This window comes from Pseudomonas sp. LB-090624 (assembly GCF_003205205.1).
Taxonomy (GTDB): Bacteria; Pseudomonadota; Gammaproteobacteria; order Pseudomonadales; family Pseudomonadaceae; genus Aquipseudomonas.
The window spans coordinates 54,541-79,613 of record NZ_QJRL01000024.1 but is presented as its reverse complement, the minus strand read 5'-3'; the positions used below and the strand labels follow the sequence as shown (position 1 = coordinate 79,613).

24 protein-coding genes are annotated in these 25,073 nt (G+C 63.2%); 15 read left to right on the top strand and 9 right to left on the bottom strand.

Translation table 11 applies throughout. The annotated features are described in order from the left end of the window. The first annotated feature begins 448 nt into the window (after positions 1 to 448). Both DMX11_RS19835 and DMX11_RS19830 read left to right on the top strand, forming a co-directional pair. Positions 449 to 925 carry an Lrp/AsnC family transcriptional regulator gene (locus tag DMX11_RS19835; RefSeq protein WP_003249795.1) on the top strand — a complete coding sequence of 159 codons (477 nt, stop codon included), beginning with the start codon at positions 449 to 451 and terminating at the stop codon, positions 923 to 925. A 54-nt stretch (positions 926 to 979) separates the two neighbouring features. After that, the gene (locus DMX11_RS19830) at positions 980 to 1,183 is read left to right on the top strand and encodes a DUF2788 domain-containing protein (RefSeq protein ID WP_110746051.1); all 204 of its coding nucleotides are present in this window, start codon (positions 980 to 982) and stop codon (positions 1,181 to 1,183) included. Positions 1,184 to 1,234: 51 nt separating this feature from the next. Here DMX11_RS19830 and DMX11_RS19825 read toward each other — a convergent pair whose 3' ends face one another. The 4 genes from DMX11_RS19825 to DMX11_RS19810 all read right to left on the bottom strand — a co-directional run bounded on the left by DMX11_RS19825 (position 1,235) and on the right by DMX11_RS19810 (position 7,255). Beyond that, positions 1,235 to 1,867: a pseudouridine synthase gene (locus DMX11_RS19825; RefSeq protein ID WP_110746050.1), complete on the bottom strand. Its 633-nt coding sequence runs from the start codon at positions 1,865 to 1,867 to the stop codon at positions 1,235 to 1,237. Between the two features lie 6 nt (positions 1,868 to 1,873). Next, positions 1,874 to 3,337, bottom strand: coding sequence for an AMP nucleosidase (gene amn / locus DMX11_RS19820; RefSeq protein WP_110746049.1), 1,464 nt, complete (start codon positions 3,335 to 3,337; stop codon positions 1,874 to 1,876). A 116-nt stretch (positions 3,338 to 3,453) separates the two neighbouring features. After that, positions 3,454 to 5,106, bottom strand: a complete 1,653-nt coding sequence (locus tag DMX11_RS19815; RefSeq protein WP_110746048.1) for an acyl-CoA dehydrogenase family protein — start codon at positions 5,104 to 5,106, stop codon at positions 3,454 to 3,456. A gap of 157 nt (positions 5,107 to 5,263) precedes the next feature. Further along, the gene (locus tag DMX11_RS19810; RefSeq protein ID WP_110746047.1) at positions 5,264 to 7,255 is read right to left on the bottom strand and encodes a hybrid sensor histidine kinase/response regulator; all 1,992 of its coding nucleotides are present in this window, start codon (positions 7,253 to 7,255) and stop codon (positions 5,264 to 5,266) included. A 265-nt stretch (positions 7,256 to 7,520) separates the two neighbouring features. Between DMX11_RS19810 and DMX11_RS19805 the strand changes: the two genes are divergently transcribed. The 4 genes from DMX11_RS19805 to DMX11_RS19790 all read left to right on the top strand — a co-directional run bounded on the left by DMX11_RS19805 (position 7,521) and on the right by DMX11_RS19790 (position 11,002). Next, on the top strand, positions 7,521 to 8,318 hold the full coding sequence (locus DMX11_RS19805) for a hydroxymethylpyrimidine/phosphomethylpyrimidine kinase (protein ID WP_110746046.1): 798 nt from the start codon (positions 7,521 to 7,523) through the stop codon (positions 8,316 to 8,318). 13 nt (positions 8,319 to 8,331) lie between these two features. Beyond that, positions 8,332 to 8,955 (top strand): thiamine phosphate synthase, encoded by a 624-nt coding sequence (gene thiE, locus DMX11_RS19800; protein WP_110746045.1) that lies wholly within the window; start codon positions 8,332 to 8,334, stop codon positions 8,953 to 8,955. A 17-nt stretch (positions 8,956 to 8,972) separates the two neighbouring features. Further along, the gene (gene hemL / locus DMX11_RS19795) at positions 8,973 to 10,256 is read left to right on the top strand and encodes a glutamate-1-semialdehyde 2,1-aminomutase (protein WP_110746044.1); all 1,284 of its coding nucleotides are present in this window, start codon (positions 8,973 to 8,975) and stop codon (positions 10,254 to 10,256) included. A gap of 200 nt (positions 10,257 to 10,456) precedes the next feature. Next, positions 10,457 to 11,002 carry a tetratricopeptide repeat protein gene (locus DMX11_RS19790; RefSeq protein ID WP_110746043.1) on the top strand — a complete coding sequence of 182 codons (546 nt, stop codon included), beginning with the start codon at positions 10,457 to 10,459 and terminating at the stop codon, positions 11,000 to 11,002. A gap of 3 nt (positions 11,003 to 11,005) precedes the next feature. Here DMX11_RS19790 and DMX11_RS19785 read toward each other — a convergent pair whose 3' ends face one another. Further along, complete coding sequence (locus DMX11_RS19785; RefSeq protein ID WP_016489346.1) at positions 11,006 to 11,332, bottom strand: DUF1820 family protein; 327 nt, start codon at positions 11,330 to 11,332, stop codon at positions 11,006 to 11,008. 180 nt (positions 11,333 to 11,512) lie between these two features. Between DMX11_RS19785 and DMX11_RS19780 the strand changes: the two genes are divergently transcribed. Genes DMX11_RS19780 through lnt form a run of 4 tightly spaced genes read left to right on the top strand, consistent with a single transcriptional unit; the run spans position 11,513 to position 15,368 of the window. Continuing rightward, the gene (locus DMX11_RS19780; protein WP_110746042.1) at positions 11,513 to 12,511 is read left to right on the top strand and encodes a PhoH family protein; all 999 of its coding nucleotides are present in this window, start codon (positions 11,513 to 11,515) and stop codon (positions 12,509 to 12,511) included. Beyond that, positions 12,504 to 12,977 carry an rRNA maturation RNase YbeY gene (ybeY, locus tag DMX11_RS19775; RefSeq protein WP_110746041.1) on the top strand — a complete coding sequence of 158 codons (474 nt, stop codon included), beginning with the start codon at positions 12,504 to 12,506 and terminating at the stop codon, positions 12,975 to 12,977. The genes DMX11_RS19780 and ybeY overlap by 8 nt, the downstream gene beginning before the upstream one ends. A gap of 25 nt (positions 12,978 to 13,002) precedes the next feature. After that, positions 13,003 to 13,842 (top strand): HlyC/CorC family transporter, encoded by an 840-nt coding sequence (locus DMX11_RS19770; protein ID WP_110746040.1) that lies wholly within the window; start codon positions 13,003 to 13,005, stop codon positions 13,840 to 13,842. A gap of 8 nt (positions 13,843 to 13,850) precedes the next feature. Continuing rightward, a complete protein-coding gene (lnt, locus tag DMX11_RS19765; protein WP_110746039.1) occupies positions 13,851 to 15,368 on the top strand; it encodes an apolipoprotein N-acyltransferase in 1,518 nt (505 codons plus the stop codon). A gap of 67 nt (positions 15,369 to 15,435) precedes the next feature. On the opposite strand, the gene DMX11_RS19760 is transcribed toward lnt, so the two are convergent. After that, positions 15,436 to 16,197 (bottom strand): YdcF family protein, encoded by a 762-nt coding sequence (locus DMX11_RS19760; RefSeq protein WP_110746038.1) that lies wholly within the window; start codon positions 16,195 to 16,197, stop codon positions 15,436 to 15,438. Positions 16,198 to 16,333: 136 nt separating this feature from the next. Next, complete coding sequence (locus tag DMX11_RS19755) at positions 16,334 to 16,648, bottom strand: hypothetical protein (protein ID WP_110746037.1); 315 nt, start codon at positions 16,646 to 16,648, stop codon at positions 16,334 to 16,336. Positions 16,649 to 16,875: 227 nt separating this feature from the next. Here DMX11_RS19755 and leuS point away from each other — a divergent pair, with 227 nt between their 5' ends. The 5 genes from leuS (at position 16,876) to DMX11_RS19730 (ending at position 22,890) form a co-directional block, all read left to right on the top strand. Further along, a complete protein-coding gene (leuS, locus tag DMX11_RS19750; protein WP_110746036.1) occupies positions 16,876 to 19,482 on the top strand; it encodes a leucine--tRNA ligase in 2,607 nt (868 codons plus the stop codon). A 61-nt stretch (positions 19,483 to 19,543) separates the two neighbouring features. Continuing rightward, positions 19,544 to 20,149 (top strand): LPS assembly lipoprotein LptE, encoded by a 606-nt coding sequence (lptE, locus tag DMX11_RS19745; protein ID WP_110746035.1) that lies wholly within the window; start codon positions 19,544 to 19,546, stop codon positions 20,147 to 20,149. A 39-nt stretch (positions 20,150 to 20,188) separates the two neighbouring features. Then, on the top strand, positions 20,189 to 21,226 hold the full coding sequence (gene holA / locus DMX11_RS19740; protein WP_110746034.1) for a DNA polymerase III subunit delta: 1,038 nt from the start codon (positions 20,189 to 20,191) through the stop codon (positions 21,224 to 21,226). A 122-nt stretch (positions 21,227 to 21,348) separates the two neighbouring features. Further along, the gene (gene arfA / locus DMX11_RS19735) at positions 21,349 to 21,513 is read left to right on the top strand and encodes an alternative ribosome rescue factor ArfA (protein WP_003257578.1); all 165 of its coding nucleotides are present in this window, start codon (positions 21,349 to 21,351) and stop codon (positions 21,511 to 21,513) included. Positions 21,514 to 21,573: 60 nt separating this feature from the next. Next, positions 21,574 to 22,890 (top strand): lytic murein transglycosylase, encoded by a 1,317-nt coding sequence (locus DMX11_RS19730; protein WP_110746033.1) that lies wholly within the window; start codon positions 21,574 to 21,576, stop codon positions 22,888 to 22,890. A 116-nt stretch (positions 22,891 to 23,006) separates the two neighbouring features. On the opposite strand, the gene DMX11_RS19725 is transcribed toward DMX11_RS19730, so the two are convergent. After that, positions 23,007 to 23,945, bottom strand: a complete 939-nt coding sequence (locus DMX11_RS19725; protein ID WP_110746032.1) for an LD-carboxypeptidase — start codon at positions 23,943 to 23,945, stop codon at positions 23,007 to 23,009. A gap of 110 nt (positions 23,946 to 24,055) precedes the next feature. Next, positions 24,056 to 25,072: a lipoyl synthase gene (lipA, locus tag DMX11_RS19720; protein ID WP_003249742.1), complete on the bottom strand. Its 1,017-nt coding sequence runs from the start codon at positions 25,070 to 25,072 to the stop codon at positions 24,056 to 24,058. Position 25,073 lies beyond the last annotated feature (1 nt).

The following is a 25,073-nucleotide window of genomic DNA, read 5'->3' as shown; positions in this document are numbered from 1 at the left end:
TCGACCTGATCCACTACGGCCAATTTAAAAGTCAGCGAGTAATCACGCTGTGTTCGCTTCACACCATGCACCATCGAGCTCTCCAGATTCTCGGGGGAAAGGTGTAAACCTTATTCAGGACGGGACACAGACATTAAAAAAGGGAGGCCACAAGGCCTCCCTTCAGGAATTGTCGTCCGTGCTCGGCACTTGTGGCGCCGGCTCACCTCACAGCGTCTTCTGGAAGCTGTGTAGCCCGGGGGCCTGCAGATCCTGTTGGATGGCTGGCCGCGACCGCCCGCCTAGGGCGCGTCGCCGTGGACTGATGTCCGGGCAGTGATTCTGTTGATAAAGATACCGGACAGGTTGCGACAGAGGATTGCGAAGATTGCTTGGATAAATAGCACTTGCGCAATTTTTCACCCTGGATTGATAATTCGCCGCAATTCGAACAGAAAAGGCAAATGCCATGAGCAAACTTGACCGCTACGACCTGAGCATCCTCGCCGAATTGCAGCGCGATGCGCGCATTTCCAACCAGGAACTGGCCGAACGCATCGGCCTGTCGCCCTCGCCATGCTCGCGTCGGGTCAAGCAACTGGAAGACGACGGCTACATCTCGCGCCAGGTGGCACTGCTCGACCGCAAGAAGCTGGGCCTGAGCCTGACCGCTTACGTGCTGATCGGTATGGACCGCCACACCCCGGAGCGTTTCGAAACCTTTGAAGCCGCCATCCGCAACCTGCCACAGGTACTCGAATGCAGCCTGGTCACTGGCATGGATGCCGACTACCAGCTGAAAGTGGTGGTACCCGACATGGATCACTACCAGAAATTGCTGCTGGGCAGCCTGACCCGCATCGAAGGCGTCACCAGCGTGCGCTCGAGCTTCGTGCTCAACCAGGTGCTGGCCAGCACCGAGCTGCCCTTGACCCACCTGCGTTAATCGCTCGCGCCAGCAGGCGTATAATCGAGCGCTCAACCCGCCTGGAGAACACTGATGGATCCCGCCGTATTCGAAGAGTGGATGATGATCGTCCTGGTCACCGTGCTGATCGGTTTCATGGGCTTCATCGTCTGGGACCTGGCGAAAAAGTCCAAGGCAGGCAAGTTCGGCACGCTGATCCTGTTCTTCGTGCTGGGGCTTGGGGTGTTGGCGTTTATCATCAAGAGCGTGGTGGTAGGGTTTCTCGAAGGCGTGTAAAAAATTCAGGGTCATTCGCGGGCATGCCCGCGAACAGGGCCTTGACCTGAACTACAGCTTGGCAGGGACCTCCCGCCAGCAACCCTGCGCCAGCCCATCCAGCGTCCAATCCCCAATCCGCACCCGCACCAGGCGCAAGGTCGGCAGCCCCACCGCCGCCGTCATCCGCCGTACCTGGCGGTTACGCCCCTCGCGGATCACCAGCTCCAGCCAGCGGGTCGGCACGCTCTTGCGAAAGCGTACCGGCGGGTTGCGTGGCCACAGTTCGGGTTCTTCCAGGCGCCGCGCCTCGGCCGGCAAGGTCGGCCCATCGTTCAGCTCCACGCCATCACGCAAGCGCTGCAACTGCTCGTCACTCGGCTCACCCTCCACCTGCACCCAGTAGGTCTTGGCCAGCTTGTGCCTGGGGTCGGCAATCCGGGCCTGCAACCCGCCATCGTTGGTCAGCAACAGCAAGCCTTCACTGTCACGGTCCAGCCGCCCGGCCGGGTACACGCCCGGGATGTCGATGAAATCCTTGAGGGTCGCGCGCCCTTCACCGTCGCTGAACTGGGTCAGCACGTCGAACGGTTTATTGAACAGGATCAGGCGCGGTTCGGCCGGCGGTGCCTTGGGCTGGCGACGCGGGCCGGCGGCAGGCCGCGCCTGGGGGCGGCGCGGCTTGTTACGGGGTGGCAGTGGCATGGATCCTCAGCGGAACGGCGGCTCATCGAAGCTGCGCAGTTTACGCGAGTGCAGCGAGTTGAGCTCGGTGCGCAACAGGTCGAGGGCCGCAATGCCGATCTTCAGGTGCTGGCTGACCGCCCGGTTGTAGAAGGCGTTGGCCGAACCCGGCAGTTTGATCTCGCTGTGCAGCGGTTTGTCGGACACACACAGCAAGGTGCCGTATGGCACCCGCAAGCGGTAACCCTGGGCGGCAATGGTGCCGCTTTCCATGTCCACCGCCACCGCACGCGACAGGTTGATCAACGGACGCTCCTGAGCCCAGCGCAGCTCCCAGTTGCGATCATCGTAGGTCAGCACGGTGCCAGTACGCAGGCGCTTCTTCAACTGCTCGCCACGCTCACCGGTGACCTGCGCGGCGGCCTCCTGCAACGCCAATTGCACTTCGGCCAGGGCCGGGATAGGGATATTTGGCGGCACTACGCGGTCGAGGATGCCATCACGGCGCATGTAGGCGTGGGCCAGCACGTAGTCGCCGATGGTCTGGGACTGACGCAGGCCGCCACAATGACCGATCATCAGCCAGCAGTGCGGGCGCAATACGGCCAGGTGGTCGGTGATGTTCTTGGCGTTGGACGGGCCCACGCCGATATTGACCAGGGTAACGCCGTCGCCATCCCCGGCGATGAGGTGGTACGCCGGCATCTGGTAACGGTGCCAGACCACGCTGGCTACCAGCGCCTGGGTCTCACCATGGTCCATGCCCTTCTCGATCACCACATTGCCCGGCAACACCATGCGTACGAAGCGCGGGTCGTCACGCAGTTGCTCCAGGCCGTGGCTGATGAACTGGTCGACATACCGGTGGTAGTTGGTCAGCAGGATCCACGGCTGCACATGCCGCCAGTCGCTACCGGTGTAGTGCACCAGGCGGCGCAGCGAGAAATCGACGCGCGCGGCGTCGAATAGCGCCAGCGGCAAGACTTCGGCACGCTCCCAGTCGCACAGTCCATCGGCAATGTTGTCGGTGGCGGCTGAAAGGTCGGTGCTGGGGAATACCCGTGCCAGCTGCGCAGCGGTAATGCCGCTGCCGGCCAGCTCGTCGCCCTGGTCGACCACGTAGGGGTAAGGGATGTTCTGCTCGCTGACCCCGACTTCCACCGTGACGGTGTAGTCGTGCATCAGCGGGCGCAGCTGCTCCAGCAGATAGCCACGGAACGCGGCGGGCTGGGTAACGGTGACGCTGTAGGTGCCGGCCACCTGGACCTTGGCATAGGCCCGCGTGGTAGCGGCGACTTCGCCGTGGCTGTAGTAGGTCAGGCGCAGTGCCGGGTAGCGAAACAGGTTGCGCTCTTCGGCATCAGGTTCGGTACGGTCCTTCAGGTAACGCTTCAGGGCCTGGCTAAGGGCCCCGGTGGCCTGTTCATGCAAGGCCGCCAGACGGTCGACGGCCTGTTCGGGAGTATCAACGACGATAAAAGCGTGGCTCACACTGTGCTTCCTGTCTGGACATGCATGAGGACCATCTTGCCTGCCTTCCAGACGAATTACACCCCCATTGATCAGTGTTGATCAGCAGGCGTGCTCCCACAGGTGCCGTTGCGTGCTCAGCCCGCCCAGGCAGGCGTACCCCTTGCCACCAGCGCGTCCACATCCACACCTCGCGGCAACGCCCCATACACCCGCCCGCTACCCGTCAATCGGCTGCCGATAAACGCATCACTGACCACTGCATTCCCCGCCTCCAGCAACAGCTTGGCCTGCAGCGCCAAGGCAATATCCTCGGTCAACTGCCGCGCACGGTACTGAATGTCGCCCGTATCGGCAAACGCCCCCTTGAGGTTGCCGATATGCGCTGCCAAGCGCGGGTCGCCGTGCCCGTCACCCAGCTCGGCGAACAGTGCGTCGAGCACCCCCGGTTCCTTGGACAAGGCCCGCAGCACATCCAGGCACTGCACATTGCCCGAGCCCTCCCAGGTCGAGTTGACCGGCGCTTCGCGGTACAGCCGCGGCAGGATGCTGTCCTCCACATAACCCGCACCACCCAGGCATTCGGCGGCCTCGTTGATCATTGCCGGCGCACGCTTGCAGATCCAGTACTTGCCCACGGCGGTCACCAAACGGGCGAAGTGCGCCTGCTGCGGATCATCCAGTTGCTCAAGCGCTTGCCCCATGCGCAGGCTAAGGGCCAGCGCTGCCTCGCTCTCCAGAGCGAGGTCGGCGAGTACGTTCTGCATCAACGGCTGCTCGTTCAACACACGCCCACCGACCTTGCGGTGCGCGCAGTGGTGGGTTGCCTGGGTTAACGCCTGGCGCATCAGCGCGCTGGAACCGACCATGCAGTCGAAACGGGTCATGGCGACCATTTCGATGATGGTCGGCACGCCGCGCCCTTCTTCGCCGATCATCCACGCCAACGCGCCGCGGAACTCCACTTCGCTGGAAGCATTGGAGCTGTTGCCCAGCTTGTTCTTCAAGCGCTGGATGTAGAACTGGTTACGGCTATCGTCCGGGCGATGGCGCGGCAGCAAGAAGCAGCTCAGGCCTTTCTCGGTTTGCGCCAGGGTCAGGAAGGCATCGCACATGGGCGCCGAGCAGAACCACTTGTGGCCAACCAGCTCATAGGCCTGGCCCGGCCCCGGCGCACCGACCGGGTAGGCCCTGGTGGTATTGGCCCGCACATCGGTGCCCCCCTGCTTTTCGGTCATGGCCATGCCCAGGGTGACCCCGGCCTTGTGCCGGTCGCCGACATTGCGCGGGTCATATTCGCAGGAAAGGATTTTCGGCAGCCAGTACTCGGCCAGTTCCGGTTGCAGGCGCAGCGCCGGCACCGCGGCGAAGGTCATGGTCAGCGGGCAGCCAGTGCCGGCTTCGGCCTGGCTGTGCAGGTAGGTCATCGAAGCCCGCGCCACATGGGCGCCAGCGCGGGGCTCTGCCCAAGGCAGCGACGGCAGGCCATGCTCGACGGCGGTGCGCATCAGCTCGTGATAGGCCGGGTGAAACTCCACCAGGTCGATGCGATGGCCATAGCGGTCGTGGCTGATGAACTCGGGCTTGTGCGCGTTGGCCAGAAAACCTGCCTGCATCAGCGGGCCGCCCGCCAGGGCGCCGTAGGCATCTATCCGCGACTCTGCCCAGCCCGCGCCTAAACGCCGTGCCCACTCCTGCAATGGCAGGTCGAGGCGGTACAGGTTGGCACCGTCGAGGGACGGAGGCTGGTTGGTCACTTCGTGGGTTTCAGCGTACTGGTGCAGGTTCATCGGGGGGCTCCTGAATCCGGGTAGGCTTGAGAGACCCAGTGAAGCACTGCTTGCGGGGTAGTCAAAGGGGCATTCATGACTAAACATGTGGTGGGGGTGGCGCATGCCTTGGCAATGCACCAGGGCTGACAGGTGTTCACCGCAACCTCTTCAGCCCCTATGAGATCGAGCGCCGTGTCAGCAGCATATTCGGGCTCATCTGCACCTGCGCCACCGCCATGTTCAAACTCAATTCGAACCGGCTCCCCAATCCGCGCGTCGACTCGTGCGCCAACCGCGCGCCAAGCAACTCCCCCATCTGCCGGCAAATCGACAACCCGATCCCCAACCCGCCATAACGCCGGGTCATCGAGCCATCCACCTGGAAGAAGCGCTGATACAAGGTCGCCTGGTCCAGGTCATCAAACCCAATTCCACTGTCACTGACAGTAAAGGTCAGCGCCAGATCATCAGGCCCGACGCGGCGCCCGCGCACCTGGATCACCACGCCGCCCTGATGGGTGAATTTCAAGCCGTTGTCGACCAGGCACTCGAGGCAACGCGCCAACTTCGGCCCATCACCCAACAGCCCATCGGGCAAATCGGCCGGGATGTCCAGGCTCAGGTACACGCCTTTGCTCAACGCTTGCCCCGCATAACCGGCGCGCAAAGCCTGCATCAGCGTACGCAGGCTGAACGGCGCCGGCTGGGCACGCAAGCGGCCGGCCTGTAATTCAGACAGGGTAAGTATTGAGTCGACCATGTCCATCATGCCCTGCGCCGACCCTACCGCCGTACGATGGTACTGGGCCATCTCGGCCTCCATCGGTAGCGTATGCATCAGCTCCAGCGAGCCAATCACTCCATTCATCGGCGTGCGCAGTTCGTGGGTCACGCTGGCCAGGAATTCGTCCTTCAACCGGTTGCTCCTGGCCAGTTGCAGGTTCAGTTGCTCCAGCGTGCGGCCCGTTTCGCGCAAGGCCTGCGCCTGTTGCTCGCGCAAGCTATTGATGCGGTCGGCCAGCGCCAGCGACAGCAGCGCCACCTCCAGCGCCGAACCCAGCTGGCTGGCATACATCGTGATGAACACGTTCGGCAGGTACCCCAGCACCATCAAGGTGTTGACCAGGCCCCCCAGCAGGAATGCCGTCCAGGCAATGATGAACCAGCGCGCCACGCGCAAGCCGCGCCACCAGGCATACAGCCCGGCGCCGAAAATGCTCACGGTAAACAGCAACGCCAGCAGCGTGGCCATGCGCAGGGCCAGGCCATAAGGCATGCTCACCGCCAGCACCATGACCACTGCCCCGCCCAGCATCAGCGCCAGCAACAACCGGTCGAGACCACGGCTGATGCTGCCCACCTGCAGGAAGTGCCGGGCGAACTGGCAACCGAACAGCCCGGCGGCACCAATGAACAGCGGTGTCGAAGCGTTCGCCCACCACGGGCTGTCTGGCCAGAAGTAAGCCACACCTGCCCCATTCACCGAGACCTGATAAAGGCCGAACGAAGCGATATAGAGGATGTAATAGAGGTAACTGACATCGCGCACGCTGAGGTAGATGAACAGGTTGTAAACCAGCATCACCAGCAACACGCCATAGATCATACCCAGCACGTACAGGCGCGTGGGTTGCTCCTCCATGTAGGCCTCGGGGGACCACAACGCCAGCGGCGCCTGCACCGAACCTTGGCTGTGCAGCCGCAGGAAAGCGGTCGTCACCTGGCCAGGCGGCAGTTGCAGTTCGAACAGATAGTTGTTCTGGCGGATTTGCCGGCTGGCGTAGGGCAAGGCATCGCCGGTACGCTGGGCCAGGCGGAACACTCCGTCATGATCGGGCAAAAACAGCTCAAGGTGGTCCAGCGGTGGGTAGGCCAGCTCCAGCAGCCATTGCCGGGGGGCAGCGCCAGGCGCGGCAACGGGGCGTAACTCGACCTTGAGCCAGAACACCGATTTGGAATACCCGGCATTCAGGACGTCTTCATGGTGGAGACGAAAGCGTTTGGCGAAGCCAGGGGCGCTGACCTGGGCGATGCTGGCGCTGCCGTCGAGGTCTTCGTAAACCTGCATGGCCCTGCCCAATGGAACATGCCCGGTCGCGTCGTCGAAATCGACCGCTCCGGCCAGCACGGGCAGCAAACCCAGAAGCACAATCAGCAAATAGCGCATACAGCCCCAGCATGGCCTGTCCGGTCGCGTCGCGGTTGCCTCCTATCCGTTTGAGACGACGTGATCCTGCAGAACCCGTTTGTCGAGTTATCCGAGCACTCTAGCATAGCTTCACAACCTGGCAATCGGCGATACCAAAACTCAAAGAAAAGGCTCTAAATCAGTGCTTACAGAAAATAACCGAGCAATAAGCTGACCGATCGATCAACAAATCTGCTTTGTCGGACGATCCGCCCAAACAGGTTTGGTGGTAAGCTCGCCGACCATGAATACCTACAGCTCCCGCCCCGTTGTCCTCTGTCTCTCCGGCCACGACCCAAGTGGCGGCGCCGGCTTGCAGGCAGATATCGAAGCCCTGATCGCCCAAGGCTGTCACGCTGCACCTGCAGTGACCGCCTTGACCGTACAGGATACTGTCAATGTTTCCGACTTCCGCGTGCTCGACCGCGAGTGGGTGCTGGCCCAGGCCAATGCCGTGCTGGCCGACTCGACGGTAGCAGCGGTCAAGCTCGGCATGCTTGGCTCGATCGAGATGGTAGACACCGTCGCTGAACTGCTCGCCGCCCACCCGCACCTGCCGCTGGTCTGCGACCCAGTGCTGCGTGCCGGTGGCGGCGGCCGCCTGGGCAAGGACGAAGTGGGCTACGCGCTGCGCGAACGCCTGCTGCCGCTGGCGACCATCGCGACGCCAAACCTGCCAGAAGCGCGGATACTCGCCGAACTGCCCGAAGGCAGCGCCGACGAGTGTGCCGAGAAACTCTTGCCGTTCTGTAGACACCTGCTGATTACCGGTGGTCACGGCGACGAAGACGAAATTCACAACCGCCTGTACACCCAGGATGGCCAGCTTCACACCTGGACCTGCCAGCGCCTGCCGGGCAGCTATCATGGCTCGGGCTGCACCCTGGCCAGCGCCCTGGCCGGCCGCCTCGCCCTCGGCGAACAGCTGGAAAGCGCCGTGCGCAGCGCCCTGGACTATACCTGGCGCACCCTGCGTGATGCGGAACAGCTGGGCAAGGGCCAGTATGTGCCACGTCGCCTGCCCCTGGACTTCCGCTCCTGATACGAGGCTTTCAATGAAGTTACGCGGTCTGTATGCCATCACCGACAGCCAGTTGCTCGCCGGCCGTTTGCTGTCCCATGTCGAAGCGGCGCTTGAAGGCGGCGTGTGCCTGCTGCAGTACCGCGACAAAAGCGACGACGCGGCGCGCCGCCTGCGCGAAGCCGAAGGGCTGCTGAAGCTCTGCGAGCGCTACGGCACCCAGCTGATCATCAACGACGACGCCGAACTGGCGGCACGCCTGGGCGTGGGTGTGCACTTGGGCCAGACCGATGGCCCGTTGACCCCCGCCCGCGCCCTGCTTGGCCGCAAGGCGATCATCGGCTCCACCTGCCACGCCAGCCTCGACCTGGCCGCCCAAGCCGCCAGTGAAGGCGCCAGCTACGTGGCGTTTGGCCGCTTCTTCAATTCCGTTACCAAACCGGGTGCGCCCGCCGCCAACGTCGAACTGCTGGAGCAGGCGCGCGCCCGGGTGAAACTGCCGATTGCCGTGATCGGCGGCATCACCCTCGACAACGCCGCCCCGCTGGTCGCCCATGGTGCCGACCTGCTGGCGGTGATCCATGGCCTGTTCGGTGCCGACAGCGCGCAGGAAGTCACCCGCCGCGCCCGCGCCTTCAATGCCTTGTTAGCATCCTGATTTCGAGAGAACCTTTCATGTCCCGTTCCGAAGACCTGTTCGCCAAAGCCCAGAAGCACATCCCCGGCGGCGTCAACTCGCCGGTCCGCGCCTTCAAAAGCGTTGGCGGCACGCCGCTGTTCTTCAAGCATGCCGAAGGCGCCTACGTCGTTGACGAGGACGACAAGCGCTACGTCGACTACGTCGGCTCCTGGGGCCCGATGATCCTCGGCCACGGCCACCCGGACGTACTTGACTCCGTTCGCAAGCAGCTCGAGCACGGCCTGTCCTATGGCGCCCCGACCGCCATGGAAACCGAAATGGCCGACCTGGTCTGCTCGATCGTGCCGTCGATGGAAATGGTACGTATGGTCAGCTCGGGCACTGAAGCCACCATGAGCGCCATCCGCCTGGCCCGCGGCTACACCGGCCGCGACGCCATCATCAAGTTCGAAGGCTGCTACCACGGCCATTCCGACAGCCTGCTGGTAAAAGCCGGTTCCGGCCTGCTGACCCAGGGCGTACCGAGCTCCGCAGGGGTACCGGCGGATTTCGCCAAGCACACCCTGACCCTGCCGTTCAACGATATCGCCGCGGTCGAAAAAACCTTGGCCGAAGTCGGCAAGACCGTGGCGTGCATCATTGTCGAGCCAGTGGCGGGCAACATGAACTGCGTACCACCAGCACCAGGCTTCCTCGAAGGCCTGCGCGAGCAGTGCGACAAGCACGGCGTGGTGCTGATCTTCGACGAAGTGATGACCGGCTTCCGCGTTTCCCTGGGCGGCGCCCAAGGCCATTACGGCATCAAGCCGGACCTGTCGACCTTCGGCAAGATCGTCGGCGGTGGCATGCCGGTCGGCTGCTTCGGTGGCAAGCGCGAAATCATGGGCTGCATCGCCCCGCTCGGCCCGGTCTACCAGGCCGGCACCCTGTCGGGTAACCCGCTGGCCATGGCCGCTGGCCTGACCACCCTGAAGCTGATCAGCCGCCCGGGCTTCCACGCTGAACTGACCGACTACACCAGCCGCATGCTCGACGGCCTGCAGCAGCGCGCCGATGCTGCTGGTGTACCGTTCGTCACCACCCAGGCCGGTGCCATGTTTGGCCTGTACTTCAGCGGCGCCGACGATATCGTCACTTTCGACGACGTGATGGCCAGCGATGCCGAGCGATTCAAGCGCTTCTTCCACCTGATGCTCGACGGTGGCGTGTACCTGGCGCCAAGCGCCTTCGAGGCCGGCTTCACGTCCATCGCCCATGGCGACAAGGAGCTGCAGATCACCCTGGATGCGGCTGAAAAGGCCTTTGCTGCACTGAAGTAATTGCCAGCCTGCACCGGTCTCTATAGGCGCGGACTTGCCCCGCGAAGAGGCCGGTACAGGCAATAATTGCCCATGCACAATCAGCTGAATTCCCCAACCAAGCAGAAATTCGAGTAAAACTTTGTAAGGTTGGCGCTGCTTATCCCATAATGTGCCACCAAAGACATTGGCCGCAGCTTTGCAGAGGTAAGTCGATCCCCATGAACCGCACCGGCCGCGCCCTGACCCTGGGCTGCCTGTTGCTTCTTCAGCCCCTGCTGGCTTTGGCGGAGGGCGGTAACTCGCTGCTGATTCCGGCAACGAGCCGCTGCACCTTGAACGTTCAGCCTGAAGACCTGGCAAACGCCCTCAAGTCCTGCGAGCAGACGGCGACCGCGGGGGATGCCCAGGCGCAGTTCGAACTGGGCGAGTATTACTACACGCAAACGCCAAAAAACCTGAACAAGGCGCTGGACTGGTTCCAGAAGGCCTCACTGCAGGGCCACGCCGATGCCCAATACCGGCTGGGTGCGATGTTCTTCCATGGCGAAGGGGTCAAGGCCAACAATGTGCAGGCCTACATCCTGTTGAAGATGGCCGCGGTCAACGGCGCCGAGGATGCGCTGGACATGGCCGACGAAGTAACCGAACAAATGCCCCGCGACGAGCTTGAGCATGCTACCCAGGTGCTCGGCCAGATTTTCCGTAAGTACCTGCTGGAGCTGCAGAACGCCGAAGGGCGCACGCCGTTCTCGCCACTCCCCTAACGGTCATTTTTCCGGCATTGGCATCGGGAACGGCATGACATTGCCGCCGCCCTTGGCTTCGCTGATCTTTGCCGTGCCCAGCCGCTCCACCTCATCGATGCGCACGATGGAATGCATCGGCACAAAGCTGCGGATCACCCCCTCGAACTGGCTCTTGAGCTTCTCCTCGCTTGGGTCCACCACCAGCTGCGAGCGCTCGCCGAACACGAACTCCTCGATTTCCAGAAAGCCCCATAAATCGCTCTGGTAGATCTGCTTGGCGTACATCTCGAAGACCTGCCCCTGGTTGAGGAAGATCACTTTGTAGATGGCGGGTTCGCGTTTGCTCATGTCTGGTGGGATAACACATGCGTAAGAAAAGGGGTGCATGATAACAGATGGCCTTGCTGATCTGCTTTGCCTGCCGGAACAGTCCATGAGTACCCTTGATCGTTTCAGTGCTTTCGCCACTGCCATTCAAGGGTTATTCTTGAGTTCACCTCCATCGCCGTCGAGCGGCTAAAAACGACCTTGAACGCACCCATACAACCCCATCGTTTCATCCTCGAACCTTTCGAGGCCCACCGTTTCGCCAACCTGTGCGGCCAGTTCGACGAGCACTTGCGCCTGATCGAACAGCGCCTGGCCATCGAAATCCGCAACCGTGGCAATCAGTTCGAACTGATCGGCGAACCCAAAACCACCTCCGCTGCCGAACAGCTGCTGCGCCGTCTCTATCGCGAGACCAAGGCCAACGACCTGTCGCCGGAAACCGTGCACCTGTACCTGCAGGAATCGGCCGTCGAGCACATCGACAACCCGGCCGTCAACGAGGTCAGCGTGTCGCTGCGCACGCGCAAGGGCAATATCCGCCCGCGCGGGCTCAACCAGCAGCGCTACGTCAAGGAAATCCTCGCCAACGATATCAACTTCGGCATCGGCCCGGCCGGTACTGGCAAGACCTACCTGGCCGTCGCCTGCGCGGTGGACGCGCTGGAGCGCGAACAGGTACGCCGCATCCTGCTGGTGCGACCGGCGGTCGAAGCAGGCGAAAAGCTCGGCTTCCTGCCCGGTGACCTGGCGCAGAAGATCGACCCGTACCTGCGGCCGCTGTACGACGCCCTGTACGAAATGCTCGGTTTCGAGCACGTGGCCAAGCTGATCGAGCGCCAGGTGATCGAGATCGCCCCGCTGGCCTACATGCGTGGCCGCACCCTGAACAACAGCTTCATCATCCTCGACGAAAGCCAGAACACGACGCTCGAGCAGATGAAGATGTTCCTCACCCGCATCGGCTTCGGCTCCACCGCCGTCATTACCGGTGACATCACCCAGGTCGACCTGCCGCGTGGCACCAAGTCGGGTCTGGCGCACGTCATCGAGGTACTCAAGGACGTTCCGGGGATCAGCTTTACCCACTTCCAACCCAAAGATGTGGTTCGTCACCCACTGGTGCAGCGCATTGTCGAGGCCTACGACCGCTTCGAAGCCCGCCAGGCCAAGCCCGAGGCGCCCGGCAAAGATGCTTGAACTTGATATCCAACGGGCCACGGATGCCGCCGCCCCGGATGACACTGCCTTCCGCCGCTGGTGCGAACTGGCATTGCGCCAGCGCAGCGCCGACTCGGAAATGACCGTCCGCCTGGTCGATGAAGGCGAAGGCCGCGAGCTGAACCACACCTATCGGCACAAGGACTACGCGACCAACGTGCTGTCGTTCCCGGCCGACGTGCCCGATGACCTGCTCGACATCCCGCTGCTGGGCGACCTGGTCATCTGCGTGCCGGTGGTTGAGCGTGAAGCTGCCGAACAAGGCAAGTCGCTGGAAGCTCACTGGGCGCACCTGGTCATCCACGGCTGCCTGCACCTGCTTGGCTACGACCACATCGATGATGAGGAAGCCGAGGAAATGGAAGGTCTGGAACGAGAATTGCTGGCAGAACTGGGTCACCCCGACCCGTACGCTGGCGATGAAACCGACACCAACACACACTGATACACGAAGGATCACGAGAACCGCCATGAGCGAAGATCGATCGAGCAACGGGCAGAAGTCCTGGCTGGGTAAACTGACCCAGGCTTTTGTCCATGAGCCGAAAAACCGCCAGGAGCTGCTTGAGCTGCTGCGCGAAGCCCATCAGAACAAGCTGCTGGACAGCGAAGCATTGACCATCGTCGAAGGTGCCATACAGGTCGCAGACCTGCAGGTTCGCGACATCATGGTCCCACGTTCGCAGATGATCAGCATCAAGGCCAGCCAGTCGCCGCGCGAATTCCTGCCGGCGGTGATCGACGCCGCGCACTCGCGTTACCCGGTGATCGGCGAAAGCCACGACGATGTGCTCGGGATCCTGCTCGCCAAAGACCTGCTGCCACTGATCCTCAAGGAAAACGGCGACAGCTTCAACATCAAGGACCTGCTGCGCCCGGCCACGTTCGTGCCCGAGTCCAAGCGCCTGAACGTGTTGCTGCGCGAGTTCCGCGCCAACCACAACCACATGGCCATCGTCATCGATGAATACGGCGGCGTGGCTGGCCTGGTCACTATCGAAGACGTGCTCGAGCAGATCGTCGGCGATATCGAGGACGAGCACGACGTCGAGGAAGACAGCTACATCAAGCCGCTACCCAGCGGTGACTTCCTGGTCAAGGCGCTTACCCCGATCGAGAATTTCAACGAGTTCTTCGACAGCGAGTTTTCCGATGACGAGTTCGACACGGTCGGCGGCCTGGTGATGAGTGCTTTTGGCCACTTGCCCAAGCGTAACGAAACCACCGAGATCGGGTCTTACAAGTTCCGTATTCTCAACGCCGACAGCCGGCGGATACATTTGCTGCGCCTGACCCCGATCAGCCGTTAAGGAAAAACATGCGTTGGATCACCCGCCCCGGCTGGCCCGGTAACCTGCTGGCCTTGGCGGCCGGCGCCTCCACCCTCCTTGCCCTGGCGCCGTTCGACATCTGGCCGCTGGCGCTGTTGTCCATCGGCATCCTCTACCTTGGCCTGCGCGAGCTAACGCCGCGCCAGGCCATGTGGCGCGGCTGGTGGTTCGGTTTTGGCCTGTATGGCGCCGGCACCTGGTGGATCTACGTCAGCATGAACACCTACGGCGGCGCCTCGCCGTTGCTGGCGATCCTGCTGTTGCTGGCATTTTTCGCCGCCCTGGCGTGGTTCTTTGCCTTGCCCACCTGGTTGTGGGCACGCTGGCTAAGGCGCAATGAGGCGCCACTGGCCGATGCCCTGTGCTTCGCCGCGCTATGGCTGCTGCAGGAAGCTTTCCGGGGCTGGTTCCTCACCGGCTTCCCCTGGCTATACGCCGGCTACAGCCAGCTTGATGGGCCGCTGACAGGCCTGGCGCCGCTGGGCGGGGTGTGGCTGATTTCCTTCACCTTGGCACTCACTGCCGCCCTGCTGTGCAACCTGCACCGCCTGCGCGCCCGCCCATCGTTCCTGGCCATTGCCGCTGTACTGCTGCTGGCGCCTTGGGCACTGGGCCTGGCGCTCAAGGGCCACGCGTGGACCAAACCGGCCGGCGACCCGCTGAAGGTGGCGGCAATTCAGGGTAACGTCGAGCAGGACCTGAAATGGGACCCGGCGCACATCGATGCGCAACTGGCGCTGTACCGTGACCTTAGCTTCAGTTCCAAGCCTGCAGACCTGCTGATCTGGCCGGAAACCGCCGTACCGGTGCTGAAAGACCAGGCCCAGGGCTACATCGACGTGATGGGCCGCTTCGCCGCCGAGCGGCATTCGGCGCTGATCACTGGCGTGCCAGTGCGTGAAGTGGTGCATCACCAGCGTCGCTACTACAACGGCGTCACCGTGACCGGCGAAGGCGATGGTACCTACCTCAAGCAGAAACTGGTGCCGTTCGGCGAGTACGTGCCGCTGCAGGACATGCTGCGTGGCGCCATCGAGTTCTTCAACCTGCCCATGTCGGACTTCGCCCGCGGGCCGGAGGACCAGCCGCTGTTGCAGGCCAAGGGCTACCAGATTGCGCCGTACATCTGCTACGAAGTGGTCTACCCAGAGTTCGCCGCAGGCCTGGCGGCACGTAGCGACCTGTTGCTGACCATCAGCAACGACACCTGGTTCGGCACCTCCATCGGCCCGCTGCAACACTTGCAGATGGCGCAGATGCGTGCCCTGGAAGCCGGCCGCTGGATGATCCGCGCCACCAACAACGGCGTGACTGCGCTAATCGACCCATTTGGCCGCATTACCGCGCAAGTGCCGCAGTTCCAGCAGGCGGTGCTGTATGGCGAGGTGGTGCCGATGCAGCAGCTGACACCGTACCTGCAATGGCGCTCATGGCCGCTGGCGATTGCCTGCGGGCTCCTGCTGGGGTGGGCGTTGCTGGCCGGGCGCATAGCCAAGACCGTCTAAGTGGCGTTACGCGGCCCCGGTGGGAGCGGTCTTGGGTCGCGACTGGGCCGCAAAGCGGCCCTGGGAATCAATAGAACAGCCGATACCCCACCAACCCCGCCACTTCATTCAGCAGCTGCCCGCTCTGCCACATGGCCCGGCTCTCTGGCAGCAACCCGCCAAACGGCCTGGCATGCTCGCGCCCGAGGAACCCCACGGGCGCCGGTACCACCTCGAACCCCGCCTGCTCAAAGCTCCAGCGCGAACGCTGCATGTGCCAGGCCTGGGTTACCACCACCACCCGGCGAATCCCCGCCGGCTGCAGCAGCTTGGCCGTCAGCTGGGCATTCTCCCAAGTCGTGCGGCTGGCCTCCTCGCGCCACTTCACCTGAACAGCAAAATCCTCATGCAGGCGATCAGCCATCAACTGCGCCTCGCTCGGCGGGGTGCCGTAATGCAACCCACCGCTGGTCAGCACCGGCAACCCTGAAGCCTTGGCCAGTCGCGCGGCAAAGCGCATGCGCTCCAGCGCCGTGGCGGTGGGCTGGTCACTACCACCCCAGGCCGGGTCACCACGCTCGCGCCCCGCACCCAGCACCACGATGGCATCCGCGCGGCTCGCCAGCCCCGCCCAGTCGCTGACAGCCAACGGCGGCTCGGTCTCCAGCACCCGGGCGGTTTCCTGCACCACCAGCGGCAGGCTCATGAGCCACAGGCCTCCCAGCCCCAGGGCAAAGCACAGCGCCGCCAGCCGTGGCCGCCGCGCACGCAACCACCACGCGGCAAGCAGCAGCAAGAACAGGATGCCCGGCGGCATCAACCATTGTTTCAGGAAGAATCGAATCGGCATTGGCCACAGCTCCTTGGCAGGCGTGCAGCCTAGAGGGATCGACGCCGGTCAACAAGGGTTTGACCGGCGCCAATCGTGAGCTGTGATGATATCGAAGAACCGGCGCGCGATGGCCTGCGCCTGGCATCCTGAACGGCTAGCGATGTGGCAGCGTCCTGGATCTCGCCGTGCTGGCGGGGCGTTTCTTGTCCTTGAGCCAGATGATCTTGGCTGATGTCGGCTCCGCTTGTGGGTAACTGCCGACAGCGACATTCTGGCGCTCCGGAAGTGAATCCAGGTAGGCCTTGATCACTTCGAACTCTGCGTGGCTCAACCCACGCAACTCCAGCTCGGCTGGCATCTCGTCGCGCAATCGCACCGAGGTCCTGGCCGTTTCCAGTGCCAGGCCGAGCCGGTCGATCAGGCGCTCGTAAAGCTCCGGTCTGATTACGGGTAGCTGCGTCTCTCCCATCCGTTCACCTCATTGAAGATAAGAATATCTCCCCCCACACCTGAGCTTAGCGTCGATGCAAAAAGCAGCCGCGTGCCGCGACCAGCGGCCATTCGCAACGAAGGTTTCCCACGATGCGCGGCGCTGCTGTATGCTACGGCGTTCACTCTAAACGACACCGGAGTGCCGGACGCAGCGAGGTTCCGCTGCCTGGAACAAGGTCTCTTCCCTCTCAGCAAAAAGTAGCCATGCACGAACAATACACGCCCCGTGATATCGAAGCCGCCGCCCAGAACTTCTGGGACGAGCAACAATCGTTCGCTGTTACCGAACAGCCAGGCAAAGACACCTACTATTGCCTGTCGATGTTCCCGTACCCGAGCGGCAAGCTACACATGGGCCACGTGCGCAACTACACCATCGGTGACGTGATTGCCCGCTATCAGCGCATGCTGGGCAAGAACGTACTGCAGCCGATGGGCTGGGACGCTTTCGGCATGCCCGCGGAAAACGCGGCGATGAAGAACAACGTCGCCCCGGCCAAGTGGACGTACGAAAACATCGACTACATGAAGACCCAGCTCAAGAGCCTGGGCCTTGCCATCGACTGGGCACGTGAAGTCACCACCTGCAAGCCCGACTACTATCGCTGGGAGCAGTGGCTGTTCACCCGCCTGTTCGAAAAGGGCATCATCTACCGCAAGAACGGTACGGTGAACTGGGACCCGGCGGACCAGACCGTACTGGCCAACGAACAGGTCATCGACGGCCGTGGCTGGCGTTCGGGCGCGCTGATCGAGAAGCGCGAAATCCCGATGTACTACTTCCGCATCACCGATTACGCCGACGAGCTGCTGGAAAGCCTCGACGAGCTGCCGGGCTGGCCTGAGCAGGTCAAGACCATGCAGCGCAACTGGATCGGCAAGTCGCGCGGCATGGAAGTCCAGTTCCCGTACGACCAGGCCAGCATCGGCCACGAAGGCACCCTCAAGGTCTTCACCACCCGTCCCGACACGCTCATGGGCGCCACCTACGTCGCCGTCGCCGCCGAGCACCCGCTGGCCACCCAGGCCGCCCAGGGCAACCCGGCGCTGCAGGCGTTCATCGACGAGTGCAAGAGCGGCAGCGTCGCCGAAGCCGACATGGCCACCCAAGAGAAGAAGGGCATGGCCACTTCCCTGCTGGTGGAGCACCCACTGACCGGCGAGAAGCTGCCGGTTTGGGTCGCCAACTACGTGCTGATGCACTACGGCGATGGCGCCGTGATGGCAGTACCCGCCCACGACGAGCGCGACTTCGAGTTCGCCCACAAGTACAACCTGCCGGTCAAGGCCGTGGTGCGCACCAGCGCTGGCGATGAAGTCGGTAGCGAGTGGCAGGACGCCTACGGCGAGCACGGGCAGCTGATCAACTCCGCCGAGTTCGACGGCCTGGATTTCGCCGGCGCCTTCGACGCCATCGAAGCAGCCCTGATCCGCAAGGAACTGGGCAAATCGCGCACCCAGTTCCGCCTGCGTGACTGGGGCATCAGCCGCCAGCGTTACTGGGGCTGTCCGATCCCGATCATCCACTGCCCGTCCTGCGGCGACGTGCCGGTGCCGGAAGACCAGCTGCCGGTCACTCTGCCGGAAAACGTGGTGCCAGATGGCGCTGGTTCGCCACTGGCGCGCATGCCGGAATTCTACGCATGCAGCTGCCCGAAATGTGGCACTGCAGCCAAGCGCGAAACCGACACCATGGACACCTTCGTCGAGTCGTCCTGGTACTTCGCCCGCTACGCTTCGCCGAACTACGAAGGTGGCATGGTCGACGCGAAAGCGGCCAACCACTGGCTGCCGGTCGACCAGTACATCGGTGGTATCGAACACGCCATCCTGCACCTGCTGTACGCGCGCTTCTTCCACAAACTGATGCGTGACGAAGGCCTGGTCACCTCCAACGAGCCGTTCAAGAACCTGTTGACCCAGGGCATGGTGGTCGCCGAAACCTACTACCGTGTAGCCAGCAATGGCGGCAAGGACTGGTTCAACCCGGCCGATGTCGAAATCGAGCGCGATGCCAAGGCCAAGATCATTGGTGCCCGCCTGAAGACCGACGGCCTGCCGGTGGAAATCGGCGGCACCGAGAAGATGTCGAAGTCCAAGAACAACGGCGTCGACCCGCAGTCGATGATCGACCAGTACGGTGCCGACACCTGCCGCCTGTTCATGATGTTCGCCTCGCCACCTGACGCGAGCCTGGAGTGGTCCGACTCCGGCGTCGAAGGCGCAAGCCGCTTCCTGCGCCGCGTCTGGCGCCTGGCCCAGGCCCACGTTGCCCAAGGCCTGCCGGGCCAGCTGGATGTCGCCGCCCTGGACGACGCGCAGAAGGTCATCCGCCGCGCTATCCACGCTGCCATCAAGCAAGCCAGTACCGATGTCGGCCAGTTCCACAAGTTCAACACCGCCATCGCCCAGGTGATGACCGTGATGAACGTGCTGGAAAAGGCTCCGCAAGCCACTGCACAGGACCGCGCCCTGCTGCAGGAAGGCCTGGAGGCCGTGACCCTGCTGCTGGCGCCGATCACTCCGCACATCTCTCACGAGCTGTGGCAGCAACTGGGCCACCAGCAGGCCGTGATCGACGCCGCCTGGCCGGCGGTCGACGAAGCCGCCCTCGTGCAGGACACCGTCACCCTGGTGGTGCAGGTCAACGGCAAGCTGCGTGGCCAGGTCGAAATGCCGGCCGCCGCCAGCCGCGAAGAAATCGAAGCCGCCGCGCGCAGCAACGAGAATGTCCTGCGCTTCATCGATGGCCTGACCATCCGCAAGGTCATCGTGGTGCCGGGCAAGCTGGTCAACATCGTCGCCAACTGATGGCAACGCCCGCCCGCAGCGAATGCGGGCGGGCGGAACAGGCCCACAAGGGAGCAACAACATGATCAAACGCAATTTGCTGGTAATCGGCCTGGCGGTCATGCTCAGCGCCTGCGGTTTCCAGCTGCGCGGCACCGGCTCCACCGAGCTGAGCGTGAAGGAAATGGACGTCAGCGCACGCAACGCCTACGGCCCGACCGTGGTTCAGCTGCGCGAAGTACTGGAGCGTAGCGGCGTCAACGTGCACGCCGGCGCACCTTACCGTCTGGTGCTGACCAACGAGCAGGAGCGCGAGCGCTCGGCTACCTACAACAGTGGCAACCGTACCGCCGAGTACGAGCTGACCACGGTGCTGGACTACAGCATCCAGGGCCTGAACAACCTGGAGCTGATGAGCGACAAGCTTGAAGTGCGCAAGATCTACCTGCGTGACGGCTCGAACATCACCGGTTCCGAGCAGGAAGCTAGCCGCGCGCGTGAAGAAATGCGCCGCGACCTGGTCAATGCCATGGTCGTGCGCCTGCAGATGCTGAGCCCCTCTCAGCTGGATGAGTTGCAGCGTAAAGCCGACGAGCGTGCCAAGGCCGAAGCCGACGCGCTGGAGGCTGCCCGCCGCCAGCAGGCCGAAACGCCTCAGCAGTCGCCACTGGAAGTTCCGGGCAACTAAGCCCGAGCGGGGCGCCCACAGGCGCCCCGCCTGTTCCCCATGAAGCTCGCCCCCGCCCAACTCAACAAGCACCTGCAAGGCGCCTTGGCCCCCGTCTACGTGGTCAGCGGCGACGACCCGCTGCTGTGCCAGGAAGCCGCTGACGCCATTCGCAATGCCGCGCGCCAGCAAGGTTTTGACGAACGCCAGGTATTCAGTGCCGACGCCAACTTCGACTGGGGCACCCTGCTCCAGGCGGGCGCCAGCCTGTCGCTGTTCGCCCAGCGCCGCCTGCTGGAACTGCGCCTGCCCTCCGGCAAGCCCGGCGACAAGGGCGCCGCCGCGCTGATGGAATACTGCGCCAACCCTGCCGAAGACACCCTGCTGCTGGTCAGCCTGCCCAAGCTCGACGGCAGTGCACAGAAGACCAAGTGGGGCAAGGCGTTGATCGAAGGCGCCCATTGCCAGTTCATCCAGATCTGGCCGGTGGACGCGCAGCAGCTACCACAGTGGATCAACCAGCGCCTGCAACAGGCTGGGCTGTCCGCGCAACGTGACGCCGTCGACCTGATTGCTGCACGCGTGGAAGGCAACCTGCTGGCTGCCGCGCAGGAAATCGAAAAGCTCAAGCTGCTGGCCGAAGGCAGCCAGATTACCGTGGAAACCGTACAGGCCGCTGTCGCCGACAGCGCCCGTTTCGATGTCTTCGGCCTGGTCGACGCCATTCTGAACGGCGAAGCGGCGCACGCCCTGCGCATGCTTGAAGGTTTGCGCGGTGAAGGTGTGGAGCCACCCGTCATCCTCTGGGCCTTGGCCCGCGAGCTGCGCCAGCTGGCGGGGCTCGCCCAGCAGTTCAGCCAAGGCGTGCCCCTGGACAAAGCGTTCAGCCAGGCACGCCCGCCCATCTGGGACAAACGCCGACCGCTGGTCAGCAAGGCCCTGCAGCGCCTCTCGGCCCAGCGCTGGGCGCAACTGCTACAGGATGCCCAGCGTATCGATGCGCAGATCAAAGGGCAGGCAGAAGGTTCGCCCTGGGTTGGCCTGGCGCGGCTGTCGCTGTTGATGGCTGGCCAGCGCCTGGCCCTTCCTCCCGAGTAACTGGGGCGCGCTCCACAGGGTTACCAAGCCCAGGATCTGGACCATAAACACAATCAATTGGCTCCCCGGCAGCCCAAGCCCTACAGTGCGCCCCGAACCCCCCCCAACCCGGGACCACCGCCATGAGCAAAAAGCCGAAAAAACACGGCCCCAACAAGGCCAAGTCGATCATCGCCCAACCGCTGTTCCGCTGCCGCCAGGAACAGCCGAACAAGGGCAAAGGCAGCTACCGCCGCGAAGCCTTCCAATCGAGAGATTGGGAGGCTTCTTACTTTTTGGCTGCATGAAAGCATCGCAAGCGCAGGCATGGTATGGTCTTCATCTGACCTGCAATTCTGGATCTGTGCATGCTCTTCCGTCTTCTCCCCCGTTGGGAAACCCGCCAGCTGATCGCCGCCTCCAGCTTCATCCTGCTGGTTGCCTGCGCGGAAAAACCCACTGCCGCCGACGCGCTGCCGCTGGCCCCAGCCCAACCTGCTCCAGTGGTGACCGTGCCCGGCACAACGCCCGACGTCAGCACTGAAATCCAGCCTCTGCAAACCTTCGCGCAATGGCAGGCAGGCTTCCGCCAGCAGGCTCTCCAAGCCGGTATTTCGCCGAGCACCTTCGACCGCGCGTTCCTTGGTGTCACTCCAGACCTGGACGTGATCAAGGCCGACCGCAGCCAGCCGGAGTTCACCCGCCCGGTATGGGAATACCTTGAAGGCGCGCTTTCACCGCTGCGCGTGCGTAACGGCAAAAAGCTGCTGGAGCAGAACGCCGAGTTACTGACACGCCTTGAGCAACGCTATGGCGTCGACCGCCAGGTGCTGGTCGCGGTATGGGGCATGGAAAGTAACTTCGGCCAGTTCCAGGGCAACAAGTCGGTGATCCGCTCGCTGGCGACCCTGGCCTACGAAGGCCGCCGCCCGCAATTCGCCCAGGACCAGCTGATCGCAGCCCTGCAGATCATCCAGCATGGCGACATCCAGCCAGAGGCCATGCGTGGCTCGTGGGCCGGCGCCATGGGCCAGACCCAGTTCATCCCGACCACCTATAACACCCATGCCGTGGACTTTGACGGCGATGGTCGCCGCGATATCTGGAACAGTACCCCGGACGCCCTGGCGTCGACTGCTCACTACCTGCAGAGCTCGGGCTGGAAGCGTGGTCAGCCATGGGGCTTCGAGGTACAAGTGCCGGCTGGTTTCGATTTCTGGCAAGCCGATGGGGCACTGCGCAAACCGGTCAGCGAATGGCTGGCGATGGGTGTGAAACTGCCTGCAGGTACTCAGTTGCCGCCGGGTAGCAATCAGCTGCCCGCCGCCCTGCTGTTGCCAGCGGGCGCCCGAGGCCCAGCGTTCCTGGTGCTGGACAACTTCCGCGCAATCCTCAAGTACAACAACTCATCGTCCTATGCCCTGGCCGTGAGCCTGTTGGGAGACCGCTTCAGTGGCTGGGGCTTCATCGCCGGCAGCTGGCCCAAGGAAGACCTGCCGCTCAGCCGCAGCGAGCGTATGGAGTTGCAGAACTTGTTGAACAGCCGCGGCCATGAGGCGGGTAATGCCGATGGCATTATCGGCGCCAATACCCGCAAGGCCATCCGCAATGCCCAGCAGGGTCTGGGCTGGCCGGCCGATGGCTACCCAACCCACAAGTTGCTCGAGAGCCTGCGTAGCCAATAAGAATGCCGGGGGCGCGTTGCGCCCCTTTCGCGACACAAGGCCCTTCCCACCTAAGAATACGATCTGCTGCGCAAGCGGCGTTGCGTTGTGATGGGCTGCAAAGCAGCCCGGGTACCTCAAGCCTTGAACAGATCCTGCTCCAGCACCAGGCTCTGCTGAACACTGTCCAGCCTTACCCGAGCCCCCAACGGCAGGCACACATTCGGGTCGCAGTGCCCACTGCGCCACCCCGCCAGTACCGGCACCCCCAGCGGCGCGAAGATATCTTTCAGCAACGGCGCCAAAGCCGCCGTGGTAATACCGGCAAAGTCGCCCACCAGTACGCCCTTCACGCCCTCCAGCTTGCCGGCCAGGCGCAATTGGGTCAGCAGCCGGTCCACCCGGTACAACGGCTCGTTGACGTCCTCGATGAACAGGATGCAGCCTTGGGTATCCAGCTCGGCCGGCGTCCCCATGGTCGCACCCAGCATCGACAGGTTGCCACCGAGCAGCGGGCCGCTGGCCACGCCCGGTAATACACTGCTCAAGGCATAGTCCGCCGGGTGCACGATTTGCTCGCCCGCGCGCACATGCCCACCCAGCTGCGCCAGCAACGACGACTCCGTGGGTGGCAACTTGGCCCCCAGCAGATCCGCATTGAGCATCCCCCCATGGAAGGTGAGCAGCCCGGCGTGACGGTAAATCGCCGTGTGCAACGCAGTGATGTCGCTATAGCCGATCAGCGGTTTGGGGTTGCGCCGGATCAGCTCGAAGTCGAGCTGATCGAGCAGGCGCATGCTGCCATAGCCGCCACGCATGCACAGGATGGCGTCGATGGCCGGGTCGGCAAATGCATCATGCAGGTCCCGCAGGCGCTGCTGGTCCGGCCCCGCCAGGTAACCATGGGCCTGCAGGGCACCTGGGTAAATCCGGCAACGGTAGCCACGCTCAGCGAACCACTGGCTCACCTTGTGCGTGTCCAAGCGCGCCGAGCCTGCCGGCGCAATGATCGCGAAGCAGGCATCCTTCGGGATCGCCTTGGGCAAAAGTACGTGAACAGTATCGACACAATTCATCATGCAGCTCCAGACTTCTTCTCGCTCGTAGCTTATGGCTTGTGGCCCACAAAAAAAAATGCCGATGCTGCCTTTTCGGCAAGCATCGGCATTTGTGCTACAGCCCTGGCTCAGAGTTTGATCTTGGCTTCGTGCGCCTGCTGGTCGGCGTGGTACGAAGAACGTACCAGAGGGCCCGATGCGACGTTCTTGAAGCCCATCTTGTAACCTTCCTCGGCGAACCAGGCGAAGGTGTCGGGATGGACAAATCGCTGCACCGGCAGGTGGCTGCGCGAAGGCTGCAGGTACTGGCCGAGGGTGAGCATGTCGATGTCATGCTCACGCATGCGGTGCATCACCTCGATCACTTCCTCGTCGGTTTCGCCCAGGCCGAGCATCAGGCCCGACTTGGTGGGCACATGCGGTACCAGCTGCTTGAATTTCTGCAGCAGGTCCAGCGACCAGTCGTAGTCCGACCCCGGGCGCGCAGCCTTGTACAGGCGCGGTACGGTCTCGAGGTTGTGGTTGAACACATCCGGCGGCTCTTGCGCGGTAATTTCCAGCGCAACGTCCATACGGCCACGGTAATCCGGCACCAGGGTTTCCAGCTGGACACCTGGCGACAGCGCGCGAATTTCGCGGATGCAATCGGCAAAGTGCTGGGCGCCGCCGTCGCGCAAGTCGTCGCGGTCCACCGAGGTAATCACCACATACTTCAGGCGCAGGTCGGCGATGGCGACCGCCAGGTTTTTCGGCTCGTCCAGATCCAGCGGCTTCGGCCGACCATGGCCAACGTCGCAGAATGGGCAACGACGGGTACAGATGTCACCCATGATCATGAAAGTGGCGGTGCCACCGGAGAAACACTCGCCCAGGTTCGGGCAGGATGCCTCTTCGCAAACGCTGTGCAGCTTGTGCTTGCGCAGCAACTGCTTGATACGGTCGACCTCGGGCGATACCGGGATACGCACGCGGATCCAGTCAGGCTTTTTCGGCAGCTCGTCAGTAGGGATGATCTTTACCGGGATGCGCGCGACCTTGTCGGCGCCACGCAGCTTGACCCCAGCTTCCACCTTCTTTGGCGCTGGGCGCGGGGTGGCATCCTGGGTGGGTATCAGGTTCGGCACGGCTTCTTGCACAGTTGTCATA